This window comes from Rothia aerolata (assembly GCF_014635585.1).
In the GTDB taxonomy this organism is placed as follows: Bacteria; Actinomycetota; Actinomycetes; order Actinomycetales; family Micrococcaceae; genus Rothia; species Rothia aerolata.
Genome location: NZ_BMDC01000004.1, coordinates 124,377 through 144,427, shown reverse-complemented (window position 1 = coordinate 144,427; position 20,051 = coordinate 124,377). Strand labels below are relative to the sequence as shown.

At 57.5% G+C, this 20,051-nt stretch carries 16 protein-coding genes; 12 read left to right on the top strand and 4 right to left on the bottom strand.

Annotation, left to right across the window (positions count from 1 at the left end; all coding sequences use genetic code 11):
- Positions 1–6 precede the first annotated feature (6 nt).
- From IEV00_RS10085 to IEV00_RS10075, 3 genes are read left to right on the top strand one after another with little or no spacing between them, the layout of a single operon-like run.
- Positions 7–366: a hypothetical protein gene (locus IEV00_RS10085; RefSeq protein ID WP_188360239.1), complete on the top strand. Its 360-nt coding sequence runs from the start codon at positions 7–9 to the stop codon at positions 364–366.
- A gap of 2 nt (positions 367–368) precedes the next feature.
- Complete coding sequence (locus IEV00_RS10080; protein WP_188360238.1) at positions 369–1,175, top strand: hypothetical protein; 807 nt, start codon at positions 369–371, stop codon at positions 1,173–1,175.
- Positions 1,176–1,235: 60 nt separating this feature from the next.
- On the top strand, positions 1,236–1,850 hold the full coding sequence (locus tag IEV00_RS10075) for a VanZ family protein (RefSeq protein ID WP_188360237.1): 615 nt from the start codon (positions 1,236–1,238) through the stop codon (positions 1,848–1,850).
- A 388-nt stretch (positions 1,851–2,238) separates the two neighbouring features.
- Here the strand turns inward: IEV00_RS10075 and argE are convergent, their stop codons facing one another.
- Together argE and IEV00_RS10065 are read right to left on the bottom strand one after the other, a co-directional pair.
- Entirely contained in the window at positions 2,239–3,468 is a 1,230-nt protein-coding gene (gene argE / locus IEV00_RS10070; RefSeq protein WP_188360236.1) for an acetylornithine deacetylase, read from the bottom strand.
- An 84-nt stretch (positions 3,469–3,552) separates the two neighbouring features.
- The gene (locus tag IEV00_RS10065) at positions 3,553–4,086 is read right to left on the bottom strand and encodes a flavin reductase family protein (protein WP_188360235.1); all 534 of its coding nucleotides are present in this window, start codon (positions 4,084–4,086) and stop codon (positions 3,553–3,555) included.
- A 237-nt stretch (positions 4,087–4,323) separates the two neighbouring features.
- Between IEV00_RS10065 and IEV00_RS10060 the strand changes: the two genes are divergently transcribed.
- From IEV00_RS10060 to IEV00_RS10040, 5 genes are all read left to right on the top strand, one after another.
- Positions 4,324–6,348 carry a DUF6541 family protein gene (locus IEV00_RS10060; RefSeq protein ID WP_188360234.1) on the top strand — a complete coding sequence of 675 codons (2,025 nt, stop codon included), beginning with the start codon at positions 4,324–4,326 and terminating at the stop codon, positions 6,346–6,348.
- A gap of 94 nt (positions 6,349–6,442) precedes the next feature.
- Positions 6,443–7,183: a glycosyltransferase family 2 protein gene (locus IEV00_RS10055; RefSeq protein WP_188360233.1), complete on the top strand. Its 741-nt coding sequence runs from the start codon at positions 6,443–6,445 to the stop codon at positions 7,181–7,183.
- The gene (locus IEV00_RS10050; RefSeq protein WP_188360232.1) at positions 7,183–7,608 is read left to right on the top strand and encodes a DUF2304 domain-containing protein; all 426 of its coding nucleotides are present in this window, start codon (positions 7,183–7,185) and stop codon (positions 7,606–7,608) included. The genes IEV00_RS10055 and IEV00_RS10050 overlap by 1 nt, the downstream gene beginning before the upstream one ends.
- Positions 7,598–8,473, top strand: a complete 876-nt coding sequence (locus tag IEV00_RS10045; RefSeq protein WP_188360231.1) for a glycosyltransferase family 2 protein — start codon at positions 7,598–7,600, stop codon at positions 8,471–8,473. Before IEV00_RS10050 ends, IEV00_RS10045 begins: the two co-directional genes overlap by 11 nt.
- 2 nt (positions 8,474–8,475) lie before the next feature.
- Entirely contained in the window at positions 8,476–9,786 is a 1,311-nt protein-coding gene (locus tag IEV00_RS10040) for a hypothetical protein (RefSeq protein ID WP_188360230.1), read from the top strand.
- Here IEV00_RS10040 and IEV00_RS10035 read toward each other — a convergent pair.
- Complete coding sequence (locus tag IEV00_RS10035; protein WP_188360229.1) at positions 9,783–10,772, bottom strand: glycosyltransferase family 2 protein; 990 nt, start codon at positions 10,770–10,772, stop codon at positions 9,783–9,785. The genes IEV00_RS10040 and IEV00_RS10035 overlap by 4 nt on opposite strands.
- A gap of 132 nt (positions 10,773–10,904) precedes the next feature.
- On the opposite strand from IEV00_RS10035, the gene IEV00_RS10030 reads away from it, so the two are divergent.
- From IEV00_RS10030 to IEV00_RS10015, 4 genes are all read left to right on the top strand, one after another.
- Positions 10,905–11,888: an Abi family protein gene (locus tag IEV00_RS10030; RefSeq protein ID WP_188360228.1), complete on the top strand. Its 984-nt coding sequence runs from the start codon at positions 10,905–10,907 to the stop codon at positions 11,886–11,888.
- Positions 11,889–11,910: 22 nt separating this feature from the next.
- Positions 11,911–12,891 (top strand): glycosyltransferase family 2 protein, encoded by a 981-nt coding sequence (locus IEV00_RS10025; RefSeq protein WP_188360227.1) that lies wholly within the window; start codon positions 11,911–11,913, stop codon positions 12,889–12,891.
- Between the two features lie 124 nt (positions 12,892–13,015).
- Entirely contained in the window at positions 13,016–14,344 is a 1,329-nt protein-coding gene (locus IEV00_RS10020) for an MFS transporter (RefSeq protein WP_188360226.1), read from the top strand.
- Positions 14,345–14,521: 177 nt separating this feature from the next.
- Positions 14,522–19,417 (top strand): NAD-glutamate dehydrogenase, encoded by a 4,896-nt coding sequence (locus tag IEV00_RS10015; protein ID WP_188360225.1) that lies wholly within the window; start codon positions 14,522–14,524, stop codon positions 19,415–19,417.
- A gap of 75 nt (positions 19,418–19,492) precedes the next feature.
- Here the strand turns inward: IEV00_RS10015 and IEV00_RS10010 are convergent, their stop codons facing one another.
- Entirely contained in the window at positions 19,493–19,966 is a 474-nt protein-coding gene (locus tag IEV00_RS10010; RefSeq protein ID WP_188360224.1) for a GyrI-like domain-containing protein, read from the bottom strand.
- Between the last annotated feature and the right edge of the window lie 85 nt (positions 19,967–20,051).

Below are 20,051 nucleotides of genomic sequence, written 5' to 3'. Positions count from 1 at the left end.
ACCGGGGTGGGAACACAGCTTAGACAGTGTGTTGAGGCCCCTAAGACAGCAGGTCTAGATAAGTACGATTCATCTGTTCAAACGCTGAGGCTCAATCTTGGGCATAAATATGAATCCCTTAAGTTTAAAGTGGCTCTAGAGAATAATTCAGCGGTCGATCGTACGCTCAATGTAAGGGTCACTGATGGTTCAAAGCAGTTTGGAAATATAACCACGGTTAGCTTCGATGAAGAGGCTTCGGTTGAGGTTCCTGTTAAAGATCGTAACGCGGTGTTCTTGCAGTTCTACGCAACAACTTCTGATGACTCCTCTTGCTCCTCAGGCGACAGCTCCATTCCCGTTATCTATGACATTGAGCTGGATTAAGCATGTCTAAAAAGAGATCTATATCTGTGAAGAAAGGGTCTCAGTGTAAAATCAGCAAGGGAGGTTATATATGGGGAGTCATCATTCTCTTGGTGAGTGGTGGGGTATCGCTACAGCTTTTTGTGCCATCGTTTTCCATAGTTTCTGCGACTTTGCTTGCTGTAAATTTAAATATTGGTGAGAGTGAGAAGACCTCGGAGGTAGCACCTGGAAATCATGCGACTTCTGCGGAAGCAATGAATTCTGACGTGGAACCGCAACAGAAATTTCATACAGTAGGGTGTTACAACAATGATTCTGTTGTCCCCTGCGACTCGGCCCATCAAAGTGAAATCATAAACTCACTAGACCCCTGCGATGGGGCTGGTCTTATTAGCTATCTCGGTGGAAATCCTCTCTATGATTCCCTAAGTCCAGCTGTCAGGATTGAGCCGGCCGGAGGAAGCTGCAGGGTTTCTGTAGGGCAGAAAATCGACTACCCGCTAGAGAATCATTGGGGAGAATATAGCTCTACCCCAGACCCTCTCCGGGCTTGTTTTGCCGGGCAGCAAGAGAATCCAGCAATAATCTCGTGTGCAGAAGAACATGTGGGGGAAGTGGTTTATCATCGTTCCCCCGGTTCAGCAGAGGCAATGAACTGTGAGACTCGAGCTGAAGAGTATCTGACAAGTTCCAAACACGAGTGGTCGGGAAAACTGGATATAGTTGAGTACCCGGAAGAGAATCCTGAGTATTGCATTGCGAAAATGAGATCGGCTGATAATCTCACAGTTTCCCTGCGCCAGCTTGGGAACAACAAAATCTCTTAGAGGAATTGGTTCTAGCCCGTAGAATGGGAAGCTAGTAGGCGTTTTCTATAGTCAGGCAGTATGAATACACTCGTTCGCTGGGGCGGCCCCATTCTTCAACAGGCGGTGGTTCTGGGTGTTTTTGCCTGCCTGGTGGTAATTCCCCTGGTGGGGTTTATTCACTGGCGTAAGACTGGTAGGGCCGGCGGCTCATGGCTTTGGATTACCCCTCTCGTTACCATGTATGCCGTAGGAGTCATATCTTTTACCTTTTTACCCCTGCCCGATTCGAACATTCTCAAGTGTGGCTCTAGCGTCTATTACCCTCGCTTTTTTGCCGGTTGGAGCCTGCGGTCGGCCTGGAATGCCACCGAGGGGCTGGGAATGCTGAGGTTCTTTACCTGGCCCTTTGTACAGATCTACATGAATATTTTGCTCTTTGTTCCCTTTGGTATTTTTGCGCGCTGGCTCTTGGGAGCAGGTTTTCGTTCGGTACTTCTGGCGGGTTTCGCCACAACCTTGCTGATCGAGCTAACCCAGCTGACCGGAATCTGGGGCTACTTCAACTGCCGCTACCGCACCTTCGATGTCGATGACATGATCTTCAATACCCTGGGAGCGGTGCTGGGTTGGGCCTTAGTAATGGCTTGGGATTGTTGGCGGGGCAGAAAGTCAGGAATGACCACTCTCTTGTGACGATTTGTCGCTTAAACGACTCGCCCGAACCTCTAAAAATTTTCCCTTAAAAGGTGGTTCTGACTAGTAGTTTTAATGACGGAGAAAGTTTTTACCTGATTGCCAGTGCAATCTAATTTTCGCTGTGATAATTTTTTGAAGTGGTTGCAGGAGTGCAGGTAAGGTTTCCCCCTAGTTCCGAACCTGCTGGCAACCCCGAGGGTATCGCCTCTTTTTTCGACAACACGGCTTGGCCTAGATTCCCCCATGGTGGGCCAAGAACTTTTTACATGGGACTTTATAAGAAGCGGTGGCTGTTTTTGCGAAGTGTACAGCCACCGCTTCTCTTTTTTATGGGCAGAAAAATCGCCTCTCGCGGGAACCCTGGGACTCAAATCCCTAGACGGACTTAGCTCTGCGCCCAGTCGAGCACACGCTGCATAAACCGCTCGCACTCTTCAATCTGAGAAATCTCAACCCACTCATTTGCCCCGTGGGCCTGGGCAATATCGCCGGGGCCGCACACAATGGCATTAATACCGGCCCTCTGAAACTGGCCCGCCTCGGTGCCGTAGGTGACCTTCACCAGGTCAGAAGAAAGAACCTCAGGGCGGTCAACCAGCTGCGCGCCGAGAGCCAGCACCGCGTCGTCCTTGGCGGTATCTAGCGCGGGAACAGCCGCCAGCAGCTCGTGGGTGATGCCCACCTTCTCTTGCAGGCTGCCCGGCTCAGCCCCCGAGAGGCGCTCGGCGCGTTCTGCCTTGGCGCGCAGCTCGGGTAGCAGGTTTTCAAAGAGCTTCTGCTCCACCAGCTTCACCACCTCGTCAGTGGTGGTGGCGGGAATCGTGCGGAAGTCGTACTCCACCACGGCGGTCTCGCCCACGATGTTGTACTGTAGGCCGCCGCGCACAAAGTTGGCGCCGGCGGTGGAAGTGGGGGTAACAAATCCCTCGTCAAAGGGGCCCTTCTCAAGCCAGGAATCTGCAAGATCCTCAATAAAGGCAATGAACTTTCCGGCAGCTGCCACAGCGTTGACGCCGTGCGGGGCGAGGGAACCGTGCTTGACGACGCCGGTGAAGGTCGCCCGGCCTCGATGGGCGCCCTTGTGGGCGGCAATCGGATACATGCTAGAGGGCTCGCCAATAATCGCAAAGTCAGGCTTGATACCGCGCTTTTTGAGGTCTTCTAGCATGCGGGGAGCGCCCACGCAGGCAATCTCTTCGTCGTAGGTAAAGGCAAAGTGCAGAGGCTTTGTGAGCTGGGCTCGAGCAATCTCGGGTAGGAGCCACAGCGCCACTGCCAGGTAAGACTTCATGTCCGCTACGCCGCGGCCAAAAATTTTGCCGTCTTTGACGGTGGGGGTGAAGGGGTCGGTGTCCCAGGGCTGACCCTCAACCGGCACCACATCGGTGTGGCCGGAAATCACTAGCCCGCCCTGCTGCGACCCATCGGCGGCAGGAACGGTCACGAACAGATTGGCCCGCTGAGCGTCGTCACTGTAGGTCAGGTGCGGCTCAAACCCGTACTTCTCAAACTCGGCAGCTACCAGCTGAATCAGCTCGAGGTTAGAGGTTTCTGCGATGGTCGGCAGAGAAACAAGCTTTTCAATCCAGGGGTAGGAGGCGGGGAGATCAGTCATGAGGGTGCCTTTCTGCTTCTGTGGCCGAACGGTGGATTTTAGGCTTAATTCTTGCAAATTTAAGCCTAAAATCCACCGCTCGCGTTAGATTTCGTAGTGCTCACCCAGCTGGTGGAACTTGCGCGCGTGGTAGACCACCGGGGTGGCGCCCTGCGGTTCGTGTTTCACAAAGTCGGTAACCTTGGCCAGAAAGACAATTGCCGGGTTGGCCTCAACCACCGAAACCGGCTCCACGCGGAAAACTCGGCCAAAGCCCTTGAGCATGGGCTCGCCGGTTTCTAGAAATTCGTAGGTGGATTCGTCTTCAAACTTGGGGTAGTTGGTGTTGGCAAAGTTCTTGGCAATGAGCACGTTCTCGGCATCTACCAGGTGAATGAGAAAAGATGCCGAGTCGGCAATACGTTCGGGGGTGCCCTTGCGCGCCTGGAAAGAGAAGGCAACCATCGCGGGGTCAGCCGAAACAGATGAGAGGGAAGAGAGGGTGATACCGGCGGGCTTACCATCGCTACCGATAGCGGTAATAATCGCTACGCCGGCAGCCTGAGCGCCAAAGGCTTCTTTAAAACGGTCGGCATCTGTCTTATCGAGATGGGTGGTTTCAATGGTTTGATGGGTCATGTTCTCAGCACTCCCTCGGGTTCCGGTCTTATATTCATTCAGACTAGAACTCGCCCGGGATTTAAGCCATGATGTTGCGTTTTATGTAATGTGAACAGGCTTTATTACGCCATGCCCGGGGCTCTTTGAAACCCGTGTGTTTCCCCTCAGAAACTTGGGTATTTGCTCCAGCTGTACGCCGGGGAGCTTCCGTGCTTATAAACTTGTGTAGTTAGCGCTATTTGTTGGAGGAGATCTATGAGCTGGTTGCCTGCCCTGCTTCCTTTTGTGGTGGGAATTTTGCTGGTGTTTGTGCCGGGTCTTCTCGTAACATGCGCTACCCGTTTGCGGGGATTTGATGCCCTGGCCATTGCCCCCGCTATCTCAACGGCACTGATGGCAGTCAGCGCAATCGCTGCCCCTATGGTGGGTGTGCGCTGGGCCCTGTGGGTGCCTTTTGCGCTTGCGCTGGTAGTGGCCGCCCTGGGGTTCGCGGTGGTATACGGGTTGCAGAAAGCGGGTCTGCTGGATGCTCCTGCAGGACGCCGCTTGAGCGGCTCGATTGCGCTGACCCCCATGACCTGGTCGGTGAGAGTGCAGGCCTGGCACTATGTTGCCGTCGCCCTCAGCTTTATATTCCTTCTGCGCAATATGACCAATGCTCTGGGGCAGCCCGACTGGATTTCTCAGACCTGGGACAATATTTTTCACTTGAATGCGGTGCGGTACATTGCCGATGAGGGCAATGGGTCAGCGCTGTTTGTGGGCACGATGACTGCCCGCGGTGGTGAGGCAGGCTTTTACCCCACCGCTTGGCATGATTTTGTCTCACTGATTTTTATGAATACGGGGTCAACAATTCCCGTTGCTACCAACGCTTTTGTGTTGGTAGTTTCCACAGTGGTTTGGCCGCTTGCCCTGATTTATATGGTGCGCAGCATCTTTCCTGCCGGTCGTTTTGCCCTGGCGGTTACCGGTATTGCTGCCTCCGCTATGCCGGCCTTTCCTTTTCTGCTGACCTACCACGGTGTGCTTTACCCCAACCTGCTGGGGTACGCGCTGGTGCCCGTCGGCATAGGTATGATGGCCCAGCTCTTCCAAGTGGGGCTGGTACGCTACCTGGCAACTGCGCAGTCAGTCTTTCTGGGTATTTTCGTGGCATTGGGCGTGAGCCTGGCCCACCCCAATGCCATCATGTCTATGCTCGCTTTGGTGGTGCCAATTTTCGCTGCACGCTTGGTGTTGCAGGTTGTGGCCGCTGTTCGGAGAGAAATACCTGTTTGGGTGGCTGTTCTTCAGTCGATTGCCCTAGTGGGACTCTACTTCTTTGTTAGCTACCTCTGGGGTGTGATTCGACCCCCCGAAGAAGCTGGCGCAATGTGGAACCCCGAGAAAACCCAGGCCCAGGCGCTGGGAGAAATGTTCTTCAACCAGTCTCTTGCCACCTCGAAACCCCTGTGGGTGGTTACTGCTCTATTTGTTGTTGGCGCTTTCTTTCTGGTTCTTGCCAAGAACCGCCTTTACTGGATCTTCGGTACCTGGGCTGTACTGGCTTACTTCTACGCTGCGGTCAACTCCCTGGACTGGGCAGACGGCCGCTACGACGTGGTGGGCGTCTGGTACAACGACGCTTTCCGCGTGGCGGCGCTGATTCCCACGGTCACCCTCATTTTCGTTGCCTATGGTTGCCAGAAGCTAGCAGAGAAAACCTCTGCACTAGAACCCGCTCGGCTTTTTCGGGGCAAACTTGAGCCGGCAGAAGCCGCTCTGGTCTCGGGAACCGTGGCCGCGGTCGTCCTCGCTTATCTACTTCAGACAGCCGCCCCCTTACAGAACTACATCGCGCAGTCTTTTTGGAAGTACGCACCCAACAGCGAATCTGAACTTCTGAGCCCTGACGAAGAGAACATTCTTCAGCACCTAGATGATTTTGTGCCAGAAGACAAAACCATTGTGGTGCAGGCCTTCAACGGCGGCTCCCTGGCCTACGCTTATGCAAACCGTGAGGTGACCAGCTACCACGTGATGGGGGCCGATGATCCAACGGCAGATGAATCCTATATCTATCAGCACCTGAACCAGGCAAATGTTGACCCTAAGGTTTGCCAAATTGTGAATGATGAGAACCTGGGCTACTACCTGGAGTTCGGCCATGTAGAGGTCAACGATGCCGATCATCGAACCTGGTACCCCGGTTTTGAGGAACTCGTGGAAAACGGTGTTGTTCAAGAGGTGTACAGGGCTGGCGGCGCTAAACTCTACGAAATCACCGCCTGCGAGTAGAGCGCTACTGGTGGGTAGTGAGCTGATAAACTGAAAACCGACTTTACCCGCAGGTTTACCTGCACCTAACCGCCACCTTGGAGCAGAGCACTTGATGAACGAATCTTCGCAGCCCGTGGGCAAGCCACGAGTTCTCGTTATCATGCCTGCCTGGAACGAGGAAGAAGCTATCGGCGCCTCAATCGCCGATCTGCGCGCCAAGGTACCCTGGGTAGACCTCGTGGTGATTAACGACGGTTCCACAGATAACACCTCGGCGGTGGCTAAAGCCGCCGGTGCCTTTGTGATTGACCTGCCCTACAACATGGGCGTGGGTGCGGCCATGCGCACCGGCTACAAGTATGCCCAGCGGATGGACTATGACGTCGCTATGCAGATGGACTCCGACGGTCAGCACCCGCCGGAATACATCGAGGTTCTTCTGCGCGGGCTTGAGAAAGCCGATATTGTGATTGGTTCCCGCTTTGCCGAAGCAGATAACTACGAGGTCAAAGGCCCCCGCAAATGGGCTATGGGGCTGCTGTCGGTGATGTTCACCAGAATCTCTGGTGAAAAGTTTACCGACGTCACCTCGGGCTTTCGTGCCGTCAACCGCAGGGGCATTAACCAGTACTGCGAGTTCTTCCCCGCAGAGTATCTGGGCGACACCATCGATTCAACCGTCATGGCAATCCGCGCTGGGTGCAGGGTAATTCAGGTGCCCGTGCAGATGCGCGAACGACAGGGGGGCACGCCGTCCTCTGGTCCGCTGAAGTCCGCGGTCTACCTGGTGCGCTCTTTCTTTGCCTTTGGTATTTCGATGACCCGCAAGAAAGCATCGGTGGAAGAGAACTAATGCCCTCAAATATTCTGTTTCTGATTCTCTCTCTGATTATTTTCGTAATGGTCTTTGCGCAGGTGCGCAACCAGAAGATGAAAGAGAAATACGCAGCCCTGTGGCTGGGGGTCTCCGCCATTATTATTGTGCTGGCGCTCTTTCCCAGCCTGCTGTGGTGGCTGGCCGATATTACCGGTGTGATTGTGCCGGTCAACCTGCTCTTTATGCTGGCCATTCTGATGCTTATTGGGGTGTGCCTGCACCTGACCCTGGAAGTTTCTAAGATTTCCGATGAGGCCCGAACTCTGGCCGAAGAAGTCTCCATTCTGCGGGCGAGCCTGGAACAGGGCAGCCCCGCTGACCGCCGCCCCTCGGGCGGGTCTGTGAAAGCAACAGATTCTGATCACCTCAACCCTGAACACAGGAGTAAAAATGACCGTTGATGTGTTGTTCCCGTACTACGGCGACGTCGATTTCATGAAGCAGGCGGTGCGCTCCGTTCTGGGTCAGACTAACCCGGACTGGCGCCTGATTGTGGTGGACGACGGCTACCCCGACGATTCGATTCCCGGCTGGTTTGAGTCGCTGAATGACGAGCGTATTACCTACATGCGCAACGAGAAGAACCTGGGTGCCAACGGCAACTACACCAAGGCTCTGACCTTTGTGGAGAATGAGCTGGTAACTGTGATGGGTGCAGACGACGTGATGCTACCCAACTACATCGACTGGTTCATCAAGGCAGCTGAGGAGCACCCCGAGGCCAAGATTTTCCAGCCTGGCTGCGTGGTGATTGACGAGAACAACGCGCTTTCCAACACCCTGGTGGAGAAGACCAAGGCTTTCTACCGCCCCAACACCAGCACCGAGCTTTCCGGTGAGGACCTGGCTGTCTCCATCCTGCGCGGTGACTGGCTCTACTTCCCCTCCCTGGGCTGGCGTGCCGAGACCATCGTGGGTCTGGGCTTCCGCGAGGGCCTGAACGTGGTGCAGGATATGGCTCTGGTGCTGGACGTCGCTATGACCGGCGGCTCCCTCTACTACGATGAGGCGGTTGCTTTCATGTACCGCCGTCATAAGGCATCTGATTCCTCCTGGCGCGCCCTTGAGGGCACCCGCTTTGACGAGGAGCGCACCTATTTTGAAACCATCGCCGCAGAGATGCAGGCCAAGGGCTGGAATAAGGCCGCTAAGGTTGCCCGCCTGCACTTCTCCTCACGAATGCACGCTGCAACCCTGCTGCCCAAGGCTGCCCTGGCGAAGAAGTGGACCGGCGTGAAGAACCTGGCTAACCACCTGGTTAAGTAAATATGTCTGAAGTGGAATCTTCTGCTGAAGCGCGGAGTATTACCCGTGGGGAATCTATGGGTATTCTCGGCGCTTCGGTGCTTTCTGCCGCCTCTGCTTTTGTAGCGACCTTGGTCGCTAAACGTCTGCTGCCCAGCGCCGACGTCACAGAGTTCATGATCTTTTGGTCCCTGCTCTTCGGCGTCTACGGGGTAATCGGCGGTATCGCCTCGGAGACCACCCGCGCCGTCGGCGCTGCTGCCCTGGGTAGAGGTAGGGGGCAGGACGACGCCGCTGCGGCGGGTGCCCGCCCCGCCCTGGTGGCGCTGGGTATTGGCGCTGTGGTTGCCCTGCTACTTCTAGCAACCGCGCCTTTCTGGGCTGCGCGATTTTTGAACCAGCACATTGAGCTCACCATGGTTTCGGTGGCTGTGGCCGTTGTGCTCTATTCGGTGCAGGTGGCAATGAGCGGTAGCGCTGCCGGACTCCACAAGTGGTACCTGGTGGCAACCATCAACGGTGGTGAGGCAATCTGGCGTTTTGTTGCCATGTTGGTGGTGGGCCTGCTCGCTGGCTCCCTCTGGGGTTTGCAGGCTGCTGCTGTATCTCCCGCCCTGCTCTGGGTGGTGCTGGTTGCCAGCTCCCGCCATGCCCGGCAGGCTTTTGCGGCCCGGGGTGATGTGGGGGCTAAGAAACTGGTGGTCAATACCCTGATTGCTATGGGCTCAGCTGCCGCCTCAGCCGCCCTGACCACCGGCTTTCCGCTCATGATGGCGGCAACCGAGAACGTTGCAAAGGGCAGCCGGGCCGATATGGTGCTGGGAGCCCTGGTGCTGGCTATTTCTATTACCCGCTCACCCATTATGATTCCGCTCCAGGCTTTTCAAGGCGTTGCTATCTCGCTCTTTCTCAAGCAGAGCCACCGGCCCGTGGCTGCTATGGCTAAGCCGGTGGGTGCCCTGCTGGGGGTGGGCGTGATTGGCGGTATTGCCGCCTTTTTGGTTGGCCCCTGGCTCTTTTTGCTGCTCTACGCCCCCAAGCCCGAGGAGGCTTCAGCCTACGGTGAGGTTGCCCAGGGCTGGGTTCTGGGGTTGCTGACCTTTGCCTCGGCTATCATGGCGCTTCTGGTGCTCTCGGGCACCGCCGTGCTGGCCATGAACCTGCACAAAGCCTACATTCTTGGCTGGATGGTGGCAGCCGTGGTTGCCCTACTGCTCCTCTTCCTACCCCTGCCCCTGATTCCCCGCTCTATCGTGGCCCTGTTTGTTGGCCCCCTGCTGGGCTTTACCACCCACATGGCGGGGCTGGTGCTCAACGCGAGATCGAGAGCTTAGAGTCCGTAGGTTCGCTTGATATAGAGGCCGTAAACCCGGCGGTAGAGGGTGGGGGAAACCTTCAACAGGGTTGCGGCACCAAAGAACATCAGGTTGACCGAGCGGATATTGAAAATCTGCTTCCAGGTAATGAGCTCGCGATTGCGCTGTAGGGTCTGCTTACCCTCGGCGGTGTTATTGAAGAGCGCCTGCTGGGAGCTGTTGAGAAAGGTGATGATCCAGGAGGTATCAAAGGCGCGTCGCCCCTTGAGGGTCTGCATTTTCTCGCCCAGCAGTTGCTTCTGAGCCTCCATCAGGCGCAGGCTCTCATCAACAGAGGTCACCTGCCCCCAGGTGAGCCCGCCGGTATCCATGAGGTACTCGTACTGAACCTCGGGAGCACTCACCAGCTTCTCCGCTTTCAGACACAGGGCCAGGGTGGTCAGAGCGTCTTCACCGCGGTGAATATCTGAGGGAAAACGAACCCCCTCAAAGAGGTCTGCCCGCACCAGCTTATCCGCCACATAGGGGGTCACGCCCTGCCCTTTGAGCAGGCGCAGGGCGGCGTCGTCCCCGCTCATCTCCTCCAGTGCAGAGACGGGGCGGTCGGTAACCGACCCATCGGGCTTCACAATAGAGAGCACGCTGGTGACAATCTGCGCGCTGTGCCGCTGGGCGTAGCCGTGCAGCTTCTCGAGAAACTGGGGTCGATACTTATCGTCAGAATCGAGAAAGGCAATCCATTCACCGCGGGCCTCATCGAGCCCCTGGTTGCGGGTGGCCGAAACCCCGCGGTTCTCCGTGCGGTTGAAAAAGCGCACGCGGGGGTCAGGGTTCTCTTCTAAAAACCTATTGATAACCTGGGCCGAATCATCGGGGGAGCCGTCATTGATCACCAGAAGCTCAAAGTCCGGGTCGGTCTGGGCCAGTACAGACTCAATTGAGCTGATCACCCGGTGGGCGGTCTTGTAGACGGGCATAATGATTGAGGTGCGAGGAGAATCCATAGTTTTAGACTAGCCCTTCTGAGAGGTTATGATTCCCTTGATACTACCCAATATGGTAGATTGAAGGCATCATATCCCTCACGCCTCTCAACGATGCGCACTTGAGGGATTTTTCTATAGCTGGAGACCGAAATGGCACGTGAGCTGAGAGCCCGAGGTTTGCTTTACTATAAAAAGCCACCGCTCACTCTAGACGAACTAGTACAGCGGTTAGTTAGTCGTGGGCTCACTGTGAACTCTTATGAGCGTGCAGTGCGCTATTTGGGGCAGATTGGGTATTATCGTCTCTCCCCTTATATGATTCCTTTTCAAGTGCCCGGCTCAGACCATAAATTTCAGCCCCAAACGTCTTTTGAAGAAATCCTTAAACTTTATCTTTTTGATAAGTCATTGAGACTACTCATGACTGATGCCCTGGAGCGGATTGAGGTTGCGGTCAGAGCTACAATCACTGATTACATGTCAACTACATATCAGGATTCACACTGGTATACGCGTGATGTCCACTTCAAGAATCTGCAAGGTCACCATCGCTTGCTGTCAATGATTGAGACACGCTGTGAAGAGCAGCTCAGACAGAAGCCAGAGCGAAAATCGGGGAATATTCTTTATCCTTCTGCCTTGGAGCACTACCTTACAACTTATGCTCAGCCTAAGCTTCCTCCTTCGTGGCTGACCATGGAGATGCTGACTATTGGGCAGCTCAGTAGACTATTTTCAAACCTGCGACAAAGGTCAGATAAAACGGCGATAGCGAAGAAGCTTGGCGTGACAGCCCCAGTGCTTGAGTCTTGGTTAGAAACATATGTGCGGGTACGGAACATATGCGCCCATCACGGCAGACTTTGGAATGTGGGTCTAGGGGTATATCCAAAAATTCCAAAGTCCAGTGCCATCAGATGGGTAGAGACTCCTGTGCTTGCCACTGAGCGTTTGTATCCGGTGCTTATCTCTGTGCAGACAATGATGTATACGATTTCACCGAGGAGTCTCTGGGCTAGACGATTGAACGACTTATTAGCCCACGCCCCTTCGATTGCCTTATCTGGAATGGGAATGCCGCAAGAGTGGGCCTCTGATTCTTTTTGGGCGCAGGTACTTAATCTGGAAAATTAGAATAGTACTAGACTGAGGATTTATGACTACTCCCCGCACCTCGATTATCATGCCGGTCTATAACACGGCCCAGGACGTGACTCGTGCCATCGATTCCGTGCTGGCCCAGACCGACCCGGACTTTGAGCTAATCGTTATCAACGACCGTTCACCTGATAACGCTGACTCGGTGATTAGCCGCCACCTCGCGCAGAAGTCGGATCCGCGCGTCCGCTATATCCTCAACGAGGAGAACCTGGGCCTGGCTGCCACCCGCAACCGCGGTATTGCTGAGGCTCGGGGGCAGTGGCTTGCCTACCTCGACTCAGACGATGCTTTCCAGCCAAACTTCCTCGAAACCATGCACGCATATGCCACAGAGGGCATAGACGTGGTGACCTGCGCTCATGACGTGGTCTACCCCGACGGCGAGCGGCGCTTTCGACTGCGCGGTGAGACTGGGGAGCTCAGCGGCCACGAGGCAATGCTGAGGCTGCTGCGAGATGAGACCACCCCCTATGTCTGGGATAAGATTTTCCGCCGGGATGTGGTGGAGGGGCTGGAGTTCATCGAGGTCAATAGGGCCGAGGACGCCGTCTATACGGTAACTGCCTACCGGCAGGTGCGCGCGGTGCGATTCATCGATGATTCGCTGGTGCTCTACTCGGTGAACCCGCAGTCTATTACCTGGGGATCGGTGCCGCCGGTGGGGGAAATGTACCGGTTTGTGGAGCTTCTGAAAGAAGCGACCGGGGCCCACCAGGGAAACGCTGCCGAGCAGAAGGCTCTGGCTACCTACTGGGTGCTGGCCTTTCTCAACGGTGCCCAGAGCGCCCTGCGGTTAAACCCTGAAAATCTTGACTCCTACCTTCTGGAATGCCGAGATGCCCTACGTTGGCCTTTGCTGGTGAAAACTTTGCAGGTTCGCCCTTTCTTTGGCGCCGCCGGTGTGCTGCTTCGGCTTTCTCCTTCTCTCTATAAGCTTCTCTACGGTGCCTATGTGAAGAAGATGTACGGCCTCTAATAATTCTTTGGCGCGTAAAACGGTCATAATTTTGCCCCCTGGATAGGAACCTGTAGGCTTTTCTTCTAGCTAATCACACCTTTGAGCAATAATATTGCGCACTGATTGCGGAAGGGTCCCCTCTATGACTCCTCAGGCTGTCTCTCACCAGAGCCCGCAGCTTCCTCAGAAGTCTCCCAAGCGAGCCGCCTTTGCCTCCTGGATTGGCTCTGCCCTGGAATACTATGACTTTGCGGTCTACGGTACAGCGGCAGCGCTGGTGCTCAATCAGATTTTCTTCCCCGAAGACTCCGCCGCTATGGGAACGCTCAAGTCCATGCTGGCTGTGGGTGTTGCCTACGTGGTGCGCCCCTTTGGCGCTATGCTCATGGGCCCTCTGGGAGATCGCTTTGGTCGCAAATTTGTGCTCATGCTAACCCTCTTCATGATGGGCGGGGCAACCTTCGCTATCGGCCTGCTACCCACCTATGAGCAGGCGGGCGTGCTCGGCACTATCCTGCTGGTCATCTGCCGGGTTATCCAGGGCCTCTCCGCCTCGGGTGAGCAGGCAAGCGCTATCTCTATGTCCCTGGAACACTCTGAAGATCGTTCCCGCGGTTTCACTACCTCCTGGACTCTTCAGGGCACCCAGTTCGGTTCCCTGCTGGCCACCGCCGTCTTTATTCCCTTTGCCGCCCTGCCCGAAGAGCAGCTGATGAGCTGGGGCTGGCGGGTGCCTTTCCTGCTCTCAGCGGTAGTGGTGGTCACCGCCTACCTGATTCGGCGCCGTCTTGAAGAACCGCCTGCCTTTACCGAAGCAATCCAGGTGCAGAAGCGGGCAACTCCGCTGCGCGATACCTTTATGCACCATACCCCGGCGGTTGTGCGCGTTGCCGCCTGCGCCATGGTTAACACCGTCAACATGGTCTTTACTACCTTTGCCCTCTCATATGCCACCACCGGCATGGGAATTGACCGCGGCATTATGCTCTGGGTGCCGGTGGCATCGAATACTTTGGGCCTGCTGGCTATTCCGCTCATGGCCCGCCTCTCAGACCGCATTGGTCGCAAGCCGGTTTTTATTGCCGGTGCGGTTTTGGCGGGAGCCTCGATGTTCCCCTACCTCTTCATGATTCACGAGCAGAATATCGTGGGAATCTTTGTGGTGGGCGTGCTTATGCACGGTGGCTTCTACTCGATGGCCAACGGAATCTGGCCCAGCTTCTACGCTGAAATGTTCCCCACCCGCGTGCGGGTCACCGGCATGGCTCTGGGCACCCAGATTGGCTTTGCTGTCTCCGGTGGCGTAGCCCCCGTTGCGGCCACCGCTCTGGCCGGCGACGATCTGACCGGCTGGTTCGGCCCCGCCGTCTTTACCGCAGCCATGTGCCTGGTGGTTGTGATTGCGGCGCTGACCGCCCGGGAAACCTCCCAGCTCTCGCTGGCAGAGATTGACAGGGTGCAGCAGAGCTAGCCTGAAGAGGCGGGCACCCGCCGGCTGCCCCTGCTAAGCTCGCAGGAAAATCCGGTTTAGACGAAACGCCCCGGCGTTATACCATGGTGGGAGTGGAAAGAATCCGCGCGCCATTTTTACGGCCACAATGGCGTGGCTACAACTAATTCGGAGGCAGTTTTGTCCGTGAAGCACGGCATGAACACGAATGGATCAACCGGAAACGGCGCAGACTTTTGGTCTGGCGACGATGCTTGGATTAACACCTATTTCCAGCATATTTCTGAGGAGGAATTGGCTGGAAATAACAAAGAAGAGTTAGAGGAGCTGGCGCGCGCCCACCGCGATCTGGCTGCTCAGCGTAAGCCGGGGCAGGCACTGGTGGATGTTCTCACCGGCGAAAACCAGAGCACCCTGCTGGTGGCTACCGACGACATGAGCTTTTTGGTGAGCTCTCTGACCGCAGAGATCGCCGCCCAGTACGGTGGTATTTCTTCGCTGAATCACCCGACCTTCATCGTCAACCGCGATGATGAGGGAAAGCTGACCAGCCTCAAGAGCCCCGGCCTGGATCATCCGGTGGCTTCGGGCGATACCGCTACTGCCGCCCTGCCCATTCTCAGCGTGGAGAAGGGCTCGAACGCGGCCATTGAGTCGTGGATTTCGATTCGCCTGGCAAGCCACATTGCCGGTGCGGAGCGGGTGCGTCTGATTGCTGACGTGCAGGAGATTCTGGACGACGTGCGCCTGGCTGATGCCGACAATGAGGCTATGGCCGCGCGCGTGCTTGAGGTTGCCCAGGGCATGGACTCGCTTCAGGATATTACCCTGGGCGGTTCCGAGCACTACACCGGGGCCTATAACTCTGAATCAGACCCGGCAAGCCGGGTGGCGAGCGTTCAGGAGTTTTTGCGCTGGCTAACCCGCGGTAACTTCCTCTTTATGGGCTTCAAGGAGCGCGACCTCACCGGCAGCGGTGATGAGCTGACCCTGAGCGATCGCGCCGGTACCGGCCTAGGCGTTCTAGCCGGTGGCGACACCAACTCTCTCAAGCTCAACGGTCTCTCGGTTGACAACGCCCGCGACCCCAAGCCGATTTACATTACCAAGGCAAATTCCCGTTCCACCGTGCACCGCCACGAATACCTGGATTACATCGGTATTCGAGATTTTGATTCGACCGGCAAGATCGTGGGCGAGTACGTGATTCTGGGCCTCTTCTCTATGCAGGCCTACTCTCTGCCCGCCAGTGAGACCCCGCTGGTGCGCGAACGCGTGGCGATTGTGCGCCGCCGCCTGGGCTTCCAGCCCGGCAGCCACTCCGATAAGACCCTGGCCGGTGTGATTGAGGGCTACCCCCGTTCTGAGCTGCTGCACACCGACGTCGACACCCTGACCGAGATTTTCCGCGGCATCATGGGTCTGGAAGAGCGCCGTACCACCCGCCTCTTCCTGCGCCCCGATGACTTTGGCCGTTTTGTTTCCGCCGTGGTCTACCTGCCCCGCGACCGCTATAACACCGCGGTGCGCCACCGTATTGAGAATGTTTTCTACAGCGAGTTTGAGCTGAAGGATCTTGACTTTGAGGTGCGCCTGTCTACCTCATCCCTGGCGCGCATCTTCTTCCGCCTGCGCCTGGCGAACCCTAACGAGATTCCCCAGGTTGATACCCCCGCTGTGGAGAAGAAGCTACAGCAGGCAGTGCGCTCCTGGGGAGAGGCGACCTCCAGCGCGATTGAGGCGGCCCAGCCCGGAGACGCCGGCCGCGCGACGTCCTCCATCTGGGCAGAGGCAGTCCCCTTCACCTACCGCGCAGACTACTCGGTCGAAGAGGCGGTTGAGGACATCGACATTTTCGAGTCCCTGTCGGTGGACGACGCCCCGGCGGCTATCCGCGTGAAGGTAGATGCCGGCCAGACCCGCGTAAAGACCTACCTGGCCCAGCCCCACACGCTCACCGAGTTGCTGCCGGTGATGCAGAACATGGGTCTGACCGTGATTGACCAGCGCCCCTACGAGATTCGCCCGGCAGACGGTCGCTCCTTCCTGCTCTATGACTTCGGCGTGCGTTTCCCCGAGGGAATTGACCCCGAGTCTGTAGCGGGTGTCTATGAGGAGGCAATTTCTTCTTACCTGCAGGGCCGCCGCGAGTCTGACTCACTGGACCGGCTGATTCTGGCGCACAACCTGAGCTGGAAGAACGTAGCGGTGTTGCGCGCCTTCACCCACTACCTGGGTCAGCTGGGCCGCGGATTCACCCCCGAGTTCATGTCTGATACTCTGCTGGCCTACCCGGAGCTCACCGCCCTGCTCACCGAGTTCTTCCGCGTGAGCTTTGATCCGGCGGCAGGTTTCGCCGACGACGCCGCCCGTGAGGTAGCGCGCGCCGATATCGCCGCTAAGATCGAGGAGGGGCTGGGGGAGATTCCCACCCTGGATGCCGACCGCTTTATGCGCTCCATGGCAACCGTTATGGCGGCAACCCTGCGCACCAACGCTTTCCTACCCGACTATGGTCTGGCGCTGAAGGTGGCACCGGAAAAGATCGATTTCGCGCCCCTGCCGCGCCCCAAGTTCGAGATTTTTGTCTACTCTCCCCGGGTAGAGGGCGTGCACCTGCGCTTTGGCTCAGTGGCCCGCGGCGGCCTGCGCTGGTCTGACCGCCGTGAGGATTTCCGCACCGAGGTGCTGGGCCTGGTCAAAGCGCAGATGGTCAAGAACGCCGTGATTATTCCTACCGGTGCTAAGGGCGGTTTCTTCCCCAAGCAGCTGCCCGACCCCGCGGTAGACCGCGATGCCTGGCTGACCGAGGGTCGCGAAGCCTACAAGATCTTTATCCGCTCCCTGCTCTCTGTTACCGATAACCTCTCGGTCTCTCCCGAGGGAGAAGAAACCGTAATCCGCCGCGAGGGCATTATTGCCCGCGATTCCGATGACTACTACCTGGTGGTAGCCGCCGATAAGGGAACCGCGGCTTTCTCCGACACCGCCAACGCGATTTCTGAGGAACTGGGCTTCTGGCTGGGCGACGCCTTTGCCTCCGGCGGCTCGGTGGGCTACGACCACAAGGCAATGGGCATTACCGCCCGCGGCGCCTGGGAATCAGTCAAGCGCCACTTTGCCGAACTGGGCCGCGACTGCCAGAGCGAAGAATTCACCGTAGTGGGTATCGGCGACATGAGCGGCGACGTCTTCGGCAACGGCCTCATGCGCACCCGCACCGCCAAGCTCGTGGCGGCCTTCGACCACCGCGATATCTTCCTCGACCCCAACCCTGACCCCGCGGCGTCCTTCGATGAACGCGTGCGCCTCTACAACCTACCGCGCTCCTCCTGGCAGGATTACGACCGCTCGCTGATTTCCGAGGGCGGCGGCGTCTACTCGCGTGGCGCCAAGTCGATTGACATCACCGAGCAGGTGCGCGAGGTGCTGGGGCTGGACGACGCCGTGACCTCCCTGGCGCCCTCGGAGCTGCTCTCCGCCATTCTGAAGGCCCCCGTTGACCTGATTTACAACGGTGGTATCGGTACCTACATCAAGGCATCGACCGAAACCCACGCGGCGGTGGGCGACAAGGCAAATGACTCCCTGCGTATCGACGGTCGCGACGTGCGCGCCCGCATTATCGGCGAGGGCGGCAACCTGGGCATGACCCAGCTGGGCCGTATTGAAGCCGCCGAAGCGGGCGTCATTCTCAATACCGACGCCATCGACAACTCGGCGGGCGTGGAGACCTCTGACCGCGAGGTGAACATCAAGATTCTGGTGGACCGCCTGGTGGCCCGGGGGCTGCTCTCCGCGGAGGAACGTGCCTCCTTCATCGAGTCCCACCGCGAAGATGTGGGCCAGCAGGTGCTGGAAACCAACCGCGAACAGAACGTGCTCTTGCAGGCCGAGCGCCACGGTGTAATTCCCGGCGTCTCTGCCTACACCCGCCTGATTCGCGACCTGGAAGAAAACGCGGGCCTGGTGCGAGAGGTGGAGTTCATTCCCACCGACGAGCAGATTCAGGAGCGCTTTGAGAAGCACGGCATTACCCTCACCGGGCCCGAGCTCTCCGTTCTGGCTGCCTACGTGAAGATTCACCTGACCGAGGAGCTGGAAAAGACCGACTTTGCCGATGACCCCTACCTGGGCCAGGTGCTGCGCGACTACTTCCCGCCGGCGCTGGTGGAGCGATTCGGGGAATACCTGGACTCCCACCCGCTGCGCAAGGAAATCATCTGCACCAGGGTGGCTAACCAGATTGTCGATACCGCCGGTATCACCCACGTCTTCCGGGTTCAGGAAGAAACCGGTGCCTCGGTAGACGCGATTGCCCGCGCCTTCATGGTCTCCCGCGACCTCTTCGAGATTGATAAGTCAGCCGAAGCTCACCGCAACCTGCCCGCCTCCATTCCGCTGGAGGGCTGGCAGGCGGTTATTCGCGACTGGCAGCGCGTGCTCGACCGTCTGGTGCGCTGGTTTATTGCCGAGCGCCAGGTGGTGGTGGGAACCCCCATCGAGGAGAATATCAACCGCTACATTCAGGTGCGTGAACTGCGGGCCAACCTGCCCCAGTACCTCTCCGAGGGATCCCGGGCCCGTGTGCGTGCCCAGCGCGACCGCGCCGAAGCATGGGGTCTACCCGAAGATCTGCTGGTGGCCTGGATTCGTAGCTTTGAAGCCTTTGCGCTGATGGACGTGGTGCGCACTGCCCGGGCCCACGAGGTAGATGTGCCGGTTCTGGCCCATATCTACTTCTCGGTCTATGACCGCTTCGGCATTAATACGCTGCTCACCCAGGTATCTCACCTGCCTCGCACCGACCGCTGGGAGACCCTGGCCCGCTCAGCCCTGCGCGATGACCTCTACGAGGTAGCCGCAGCGCTTACCTGGGCGGTAATCCGAGACGAGTCGGTGAGCGAAGTACCGGCATCGGGAGAAGAAGCAGATAGCATTCTGCGCTCCTGGGTTCAGGAGCACCCGGTGCGCGTGAACCGGGTTGATACCACCCTGGCGGATATTGAGGACGCCGCCCCCGGCGCAGACGGCCGCCCCCGCCTGGCCGTGCTCTCGGTAGCCCTGCGCGCTCTGCGCGGAGCGGTGAGCTAGGTTCTATACGGCGTCGAACGGTGGATTTTAGGCTTAAATCTGGCGATTTTAAGCCTAAAATCCACCGTTCGGCCTTTAAAGAGAACGCACCGGAATCCACACCTGCATCATGTAGTCCTCAGCATTGGTGTTCCCGGGGCCAAAGACCTCTAGGGTGGGGCCGGCGGCGCGTAGTCCGCGCTGGGGCAAGAAGGTACCCAGCAGATAGTCCATGCCGGTTGCCGCAGCTAGAGGAGCAGGGCCGGCGACGTCCACAATGGCGTACTCTCCCGCGGGTACCTCAGCCGCATTGAGGCTGAGCTTCTCAGCGCTCTCGCGGGAATCGACCACCACGCCGGCCATAAAATCGAACTTGTTTTCAGCGTTAGCGCCAAAAACAATCGCTATCTGCTGGGCGTGCTCGGGGCTAGCACCGGCGAGCTTGATGGAATCAACCACCTTCTTCCACAGCTCAGAGGTTCCGGCGGCAGAATCAACGGTCTCGCGAAGCCCAGCCACCACCAGCGCGGGCTGGTGCTCTATGCGGGCAATTTCTTCAGATTCAGACATGGGGTTAACTCTACCTGGCGGGGTGAGGTGCGCTTGGGGCAATAGGGGGAGCGGTTTTATTGGCCGAAAAGTACACCTTGAAGAG

Coding starts and splice junctions, on each gene's coding strand:
- IEV00_RS10045 (WP_188360231.1), top strand. CDS start 7,598: ATGACCGTTGATGTGTTGTTCCCGTACTACGGCGACGTCGATTTCATG.
- IEV00_RS10050 (WP_188360232.1), top strand. CDS start 7,183: ATGCCCTCAAATATTCTGTTTCTGATTCTCTCTCTGATTATTTTCGTA.
- IEV00_RS10035 (WP_188360229.1), bottom strand. CDS start 10,772: ATGGATTCTCCTCGCACCTCAATCATTATGCCCGTCTACAAGACCGCC.
- IEV00_RS10030 (WP_188360228.1), top strand. CDS start 10,905: ATGGCACGTGAGCTGAGAGCCCGAGGTTTGCTTTACTATAAAAAGCCA.
- IEV00_RS10055 (WP_188360233.1), top strand. CDS start 6,443: ATGAACGAATCTTCGCAGCCCGTGGGCAAGCCACGAGTTCTCGTTATC.
- IEV00_RS10015 (WP_188360225.1), top strand. CDS start 14,522: ATGAACACGAATGGATCAACCGGAAACGGCGCAGACTTTTGGTCTGGC.
- IEV00_RS10075 (WP_188360237.1), top strand. CDS start 1,236: ATGAATACACTCGTTCGCTGGGGCGGCCCCATTCTTCAACAGGCGGTG.
- argE (WP_188360236.1), bottom strand. CDS start 3,468: ATGACTGATCTCCCCGCCTCCTACCCCTGGATTGAAAAGCTTGTTTCT.
- IEV00_RS10040 (WP_188360230.1), top strand. CDS start 8,476: ATGTCTGAAGTGGAATCTTCTGCTGAAGCGCGGAGTATTACCCGTGGG.
- IEV00_RS10060 (WP_188360234.1), top strand. CDS start 4,324: ATGAGCTGGTTGCCTGCCCTGCTTCCTTTTGTGGTGGGAATTTTGCTG.
- IEV00_RS10080 (WP_188360238.1), top strand. CDS start 369: ATGTCTAAAAAGAGATCTATATCTGTGAAGAAAGGGTCTCAGTGTAAA.
- IEV00_RS10010 (WP_188360224.1), bottom strand. CDS start 19,966: ATGTCTGAATCTGAAGAAATTGCCCGCATAGAGCACCAGCCCGCGCTG.
- IEV00_RS10025 (WP_188360227.1), top strand. CDS start 11,911: ATGACTACTCCCCGCACCTCGATTATCATGCCGGTCTATAACACGGCC.
- IEV00_RS10020 (WP_188360226.1), top strand. CDS start 13,016: ATGACTCCTCAGGCTGTCTCTCACCAGAGCCCGCAGCTTCCTCAGAAG.
- IEV00_RS10065 (WP_188360235.1), bottom strand. CDS start 4,086: ATGACCCATCAAACCATTGAAACCACCCATCTCGATAAGACAGATGCC.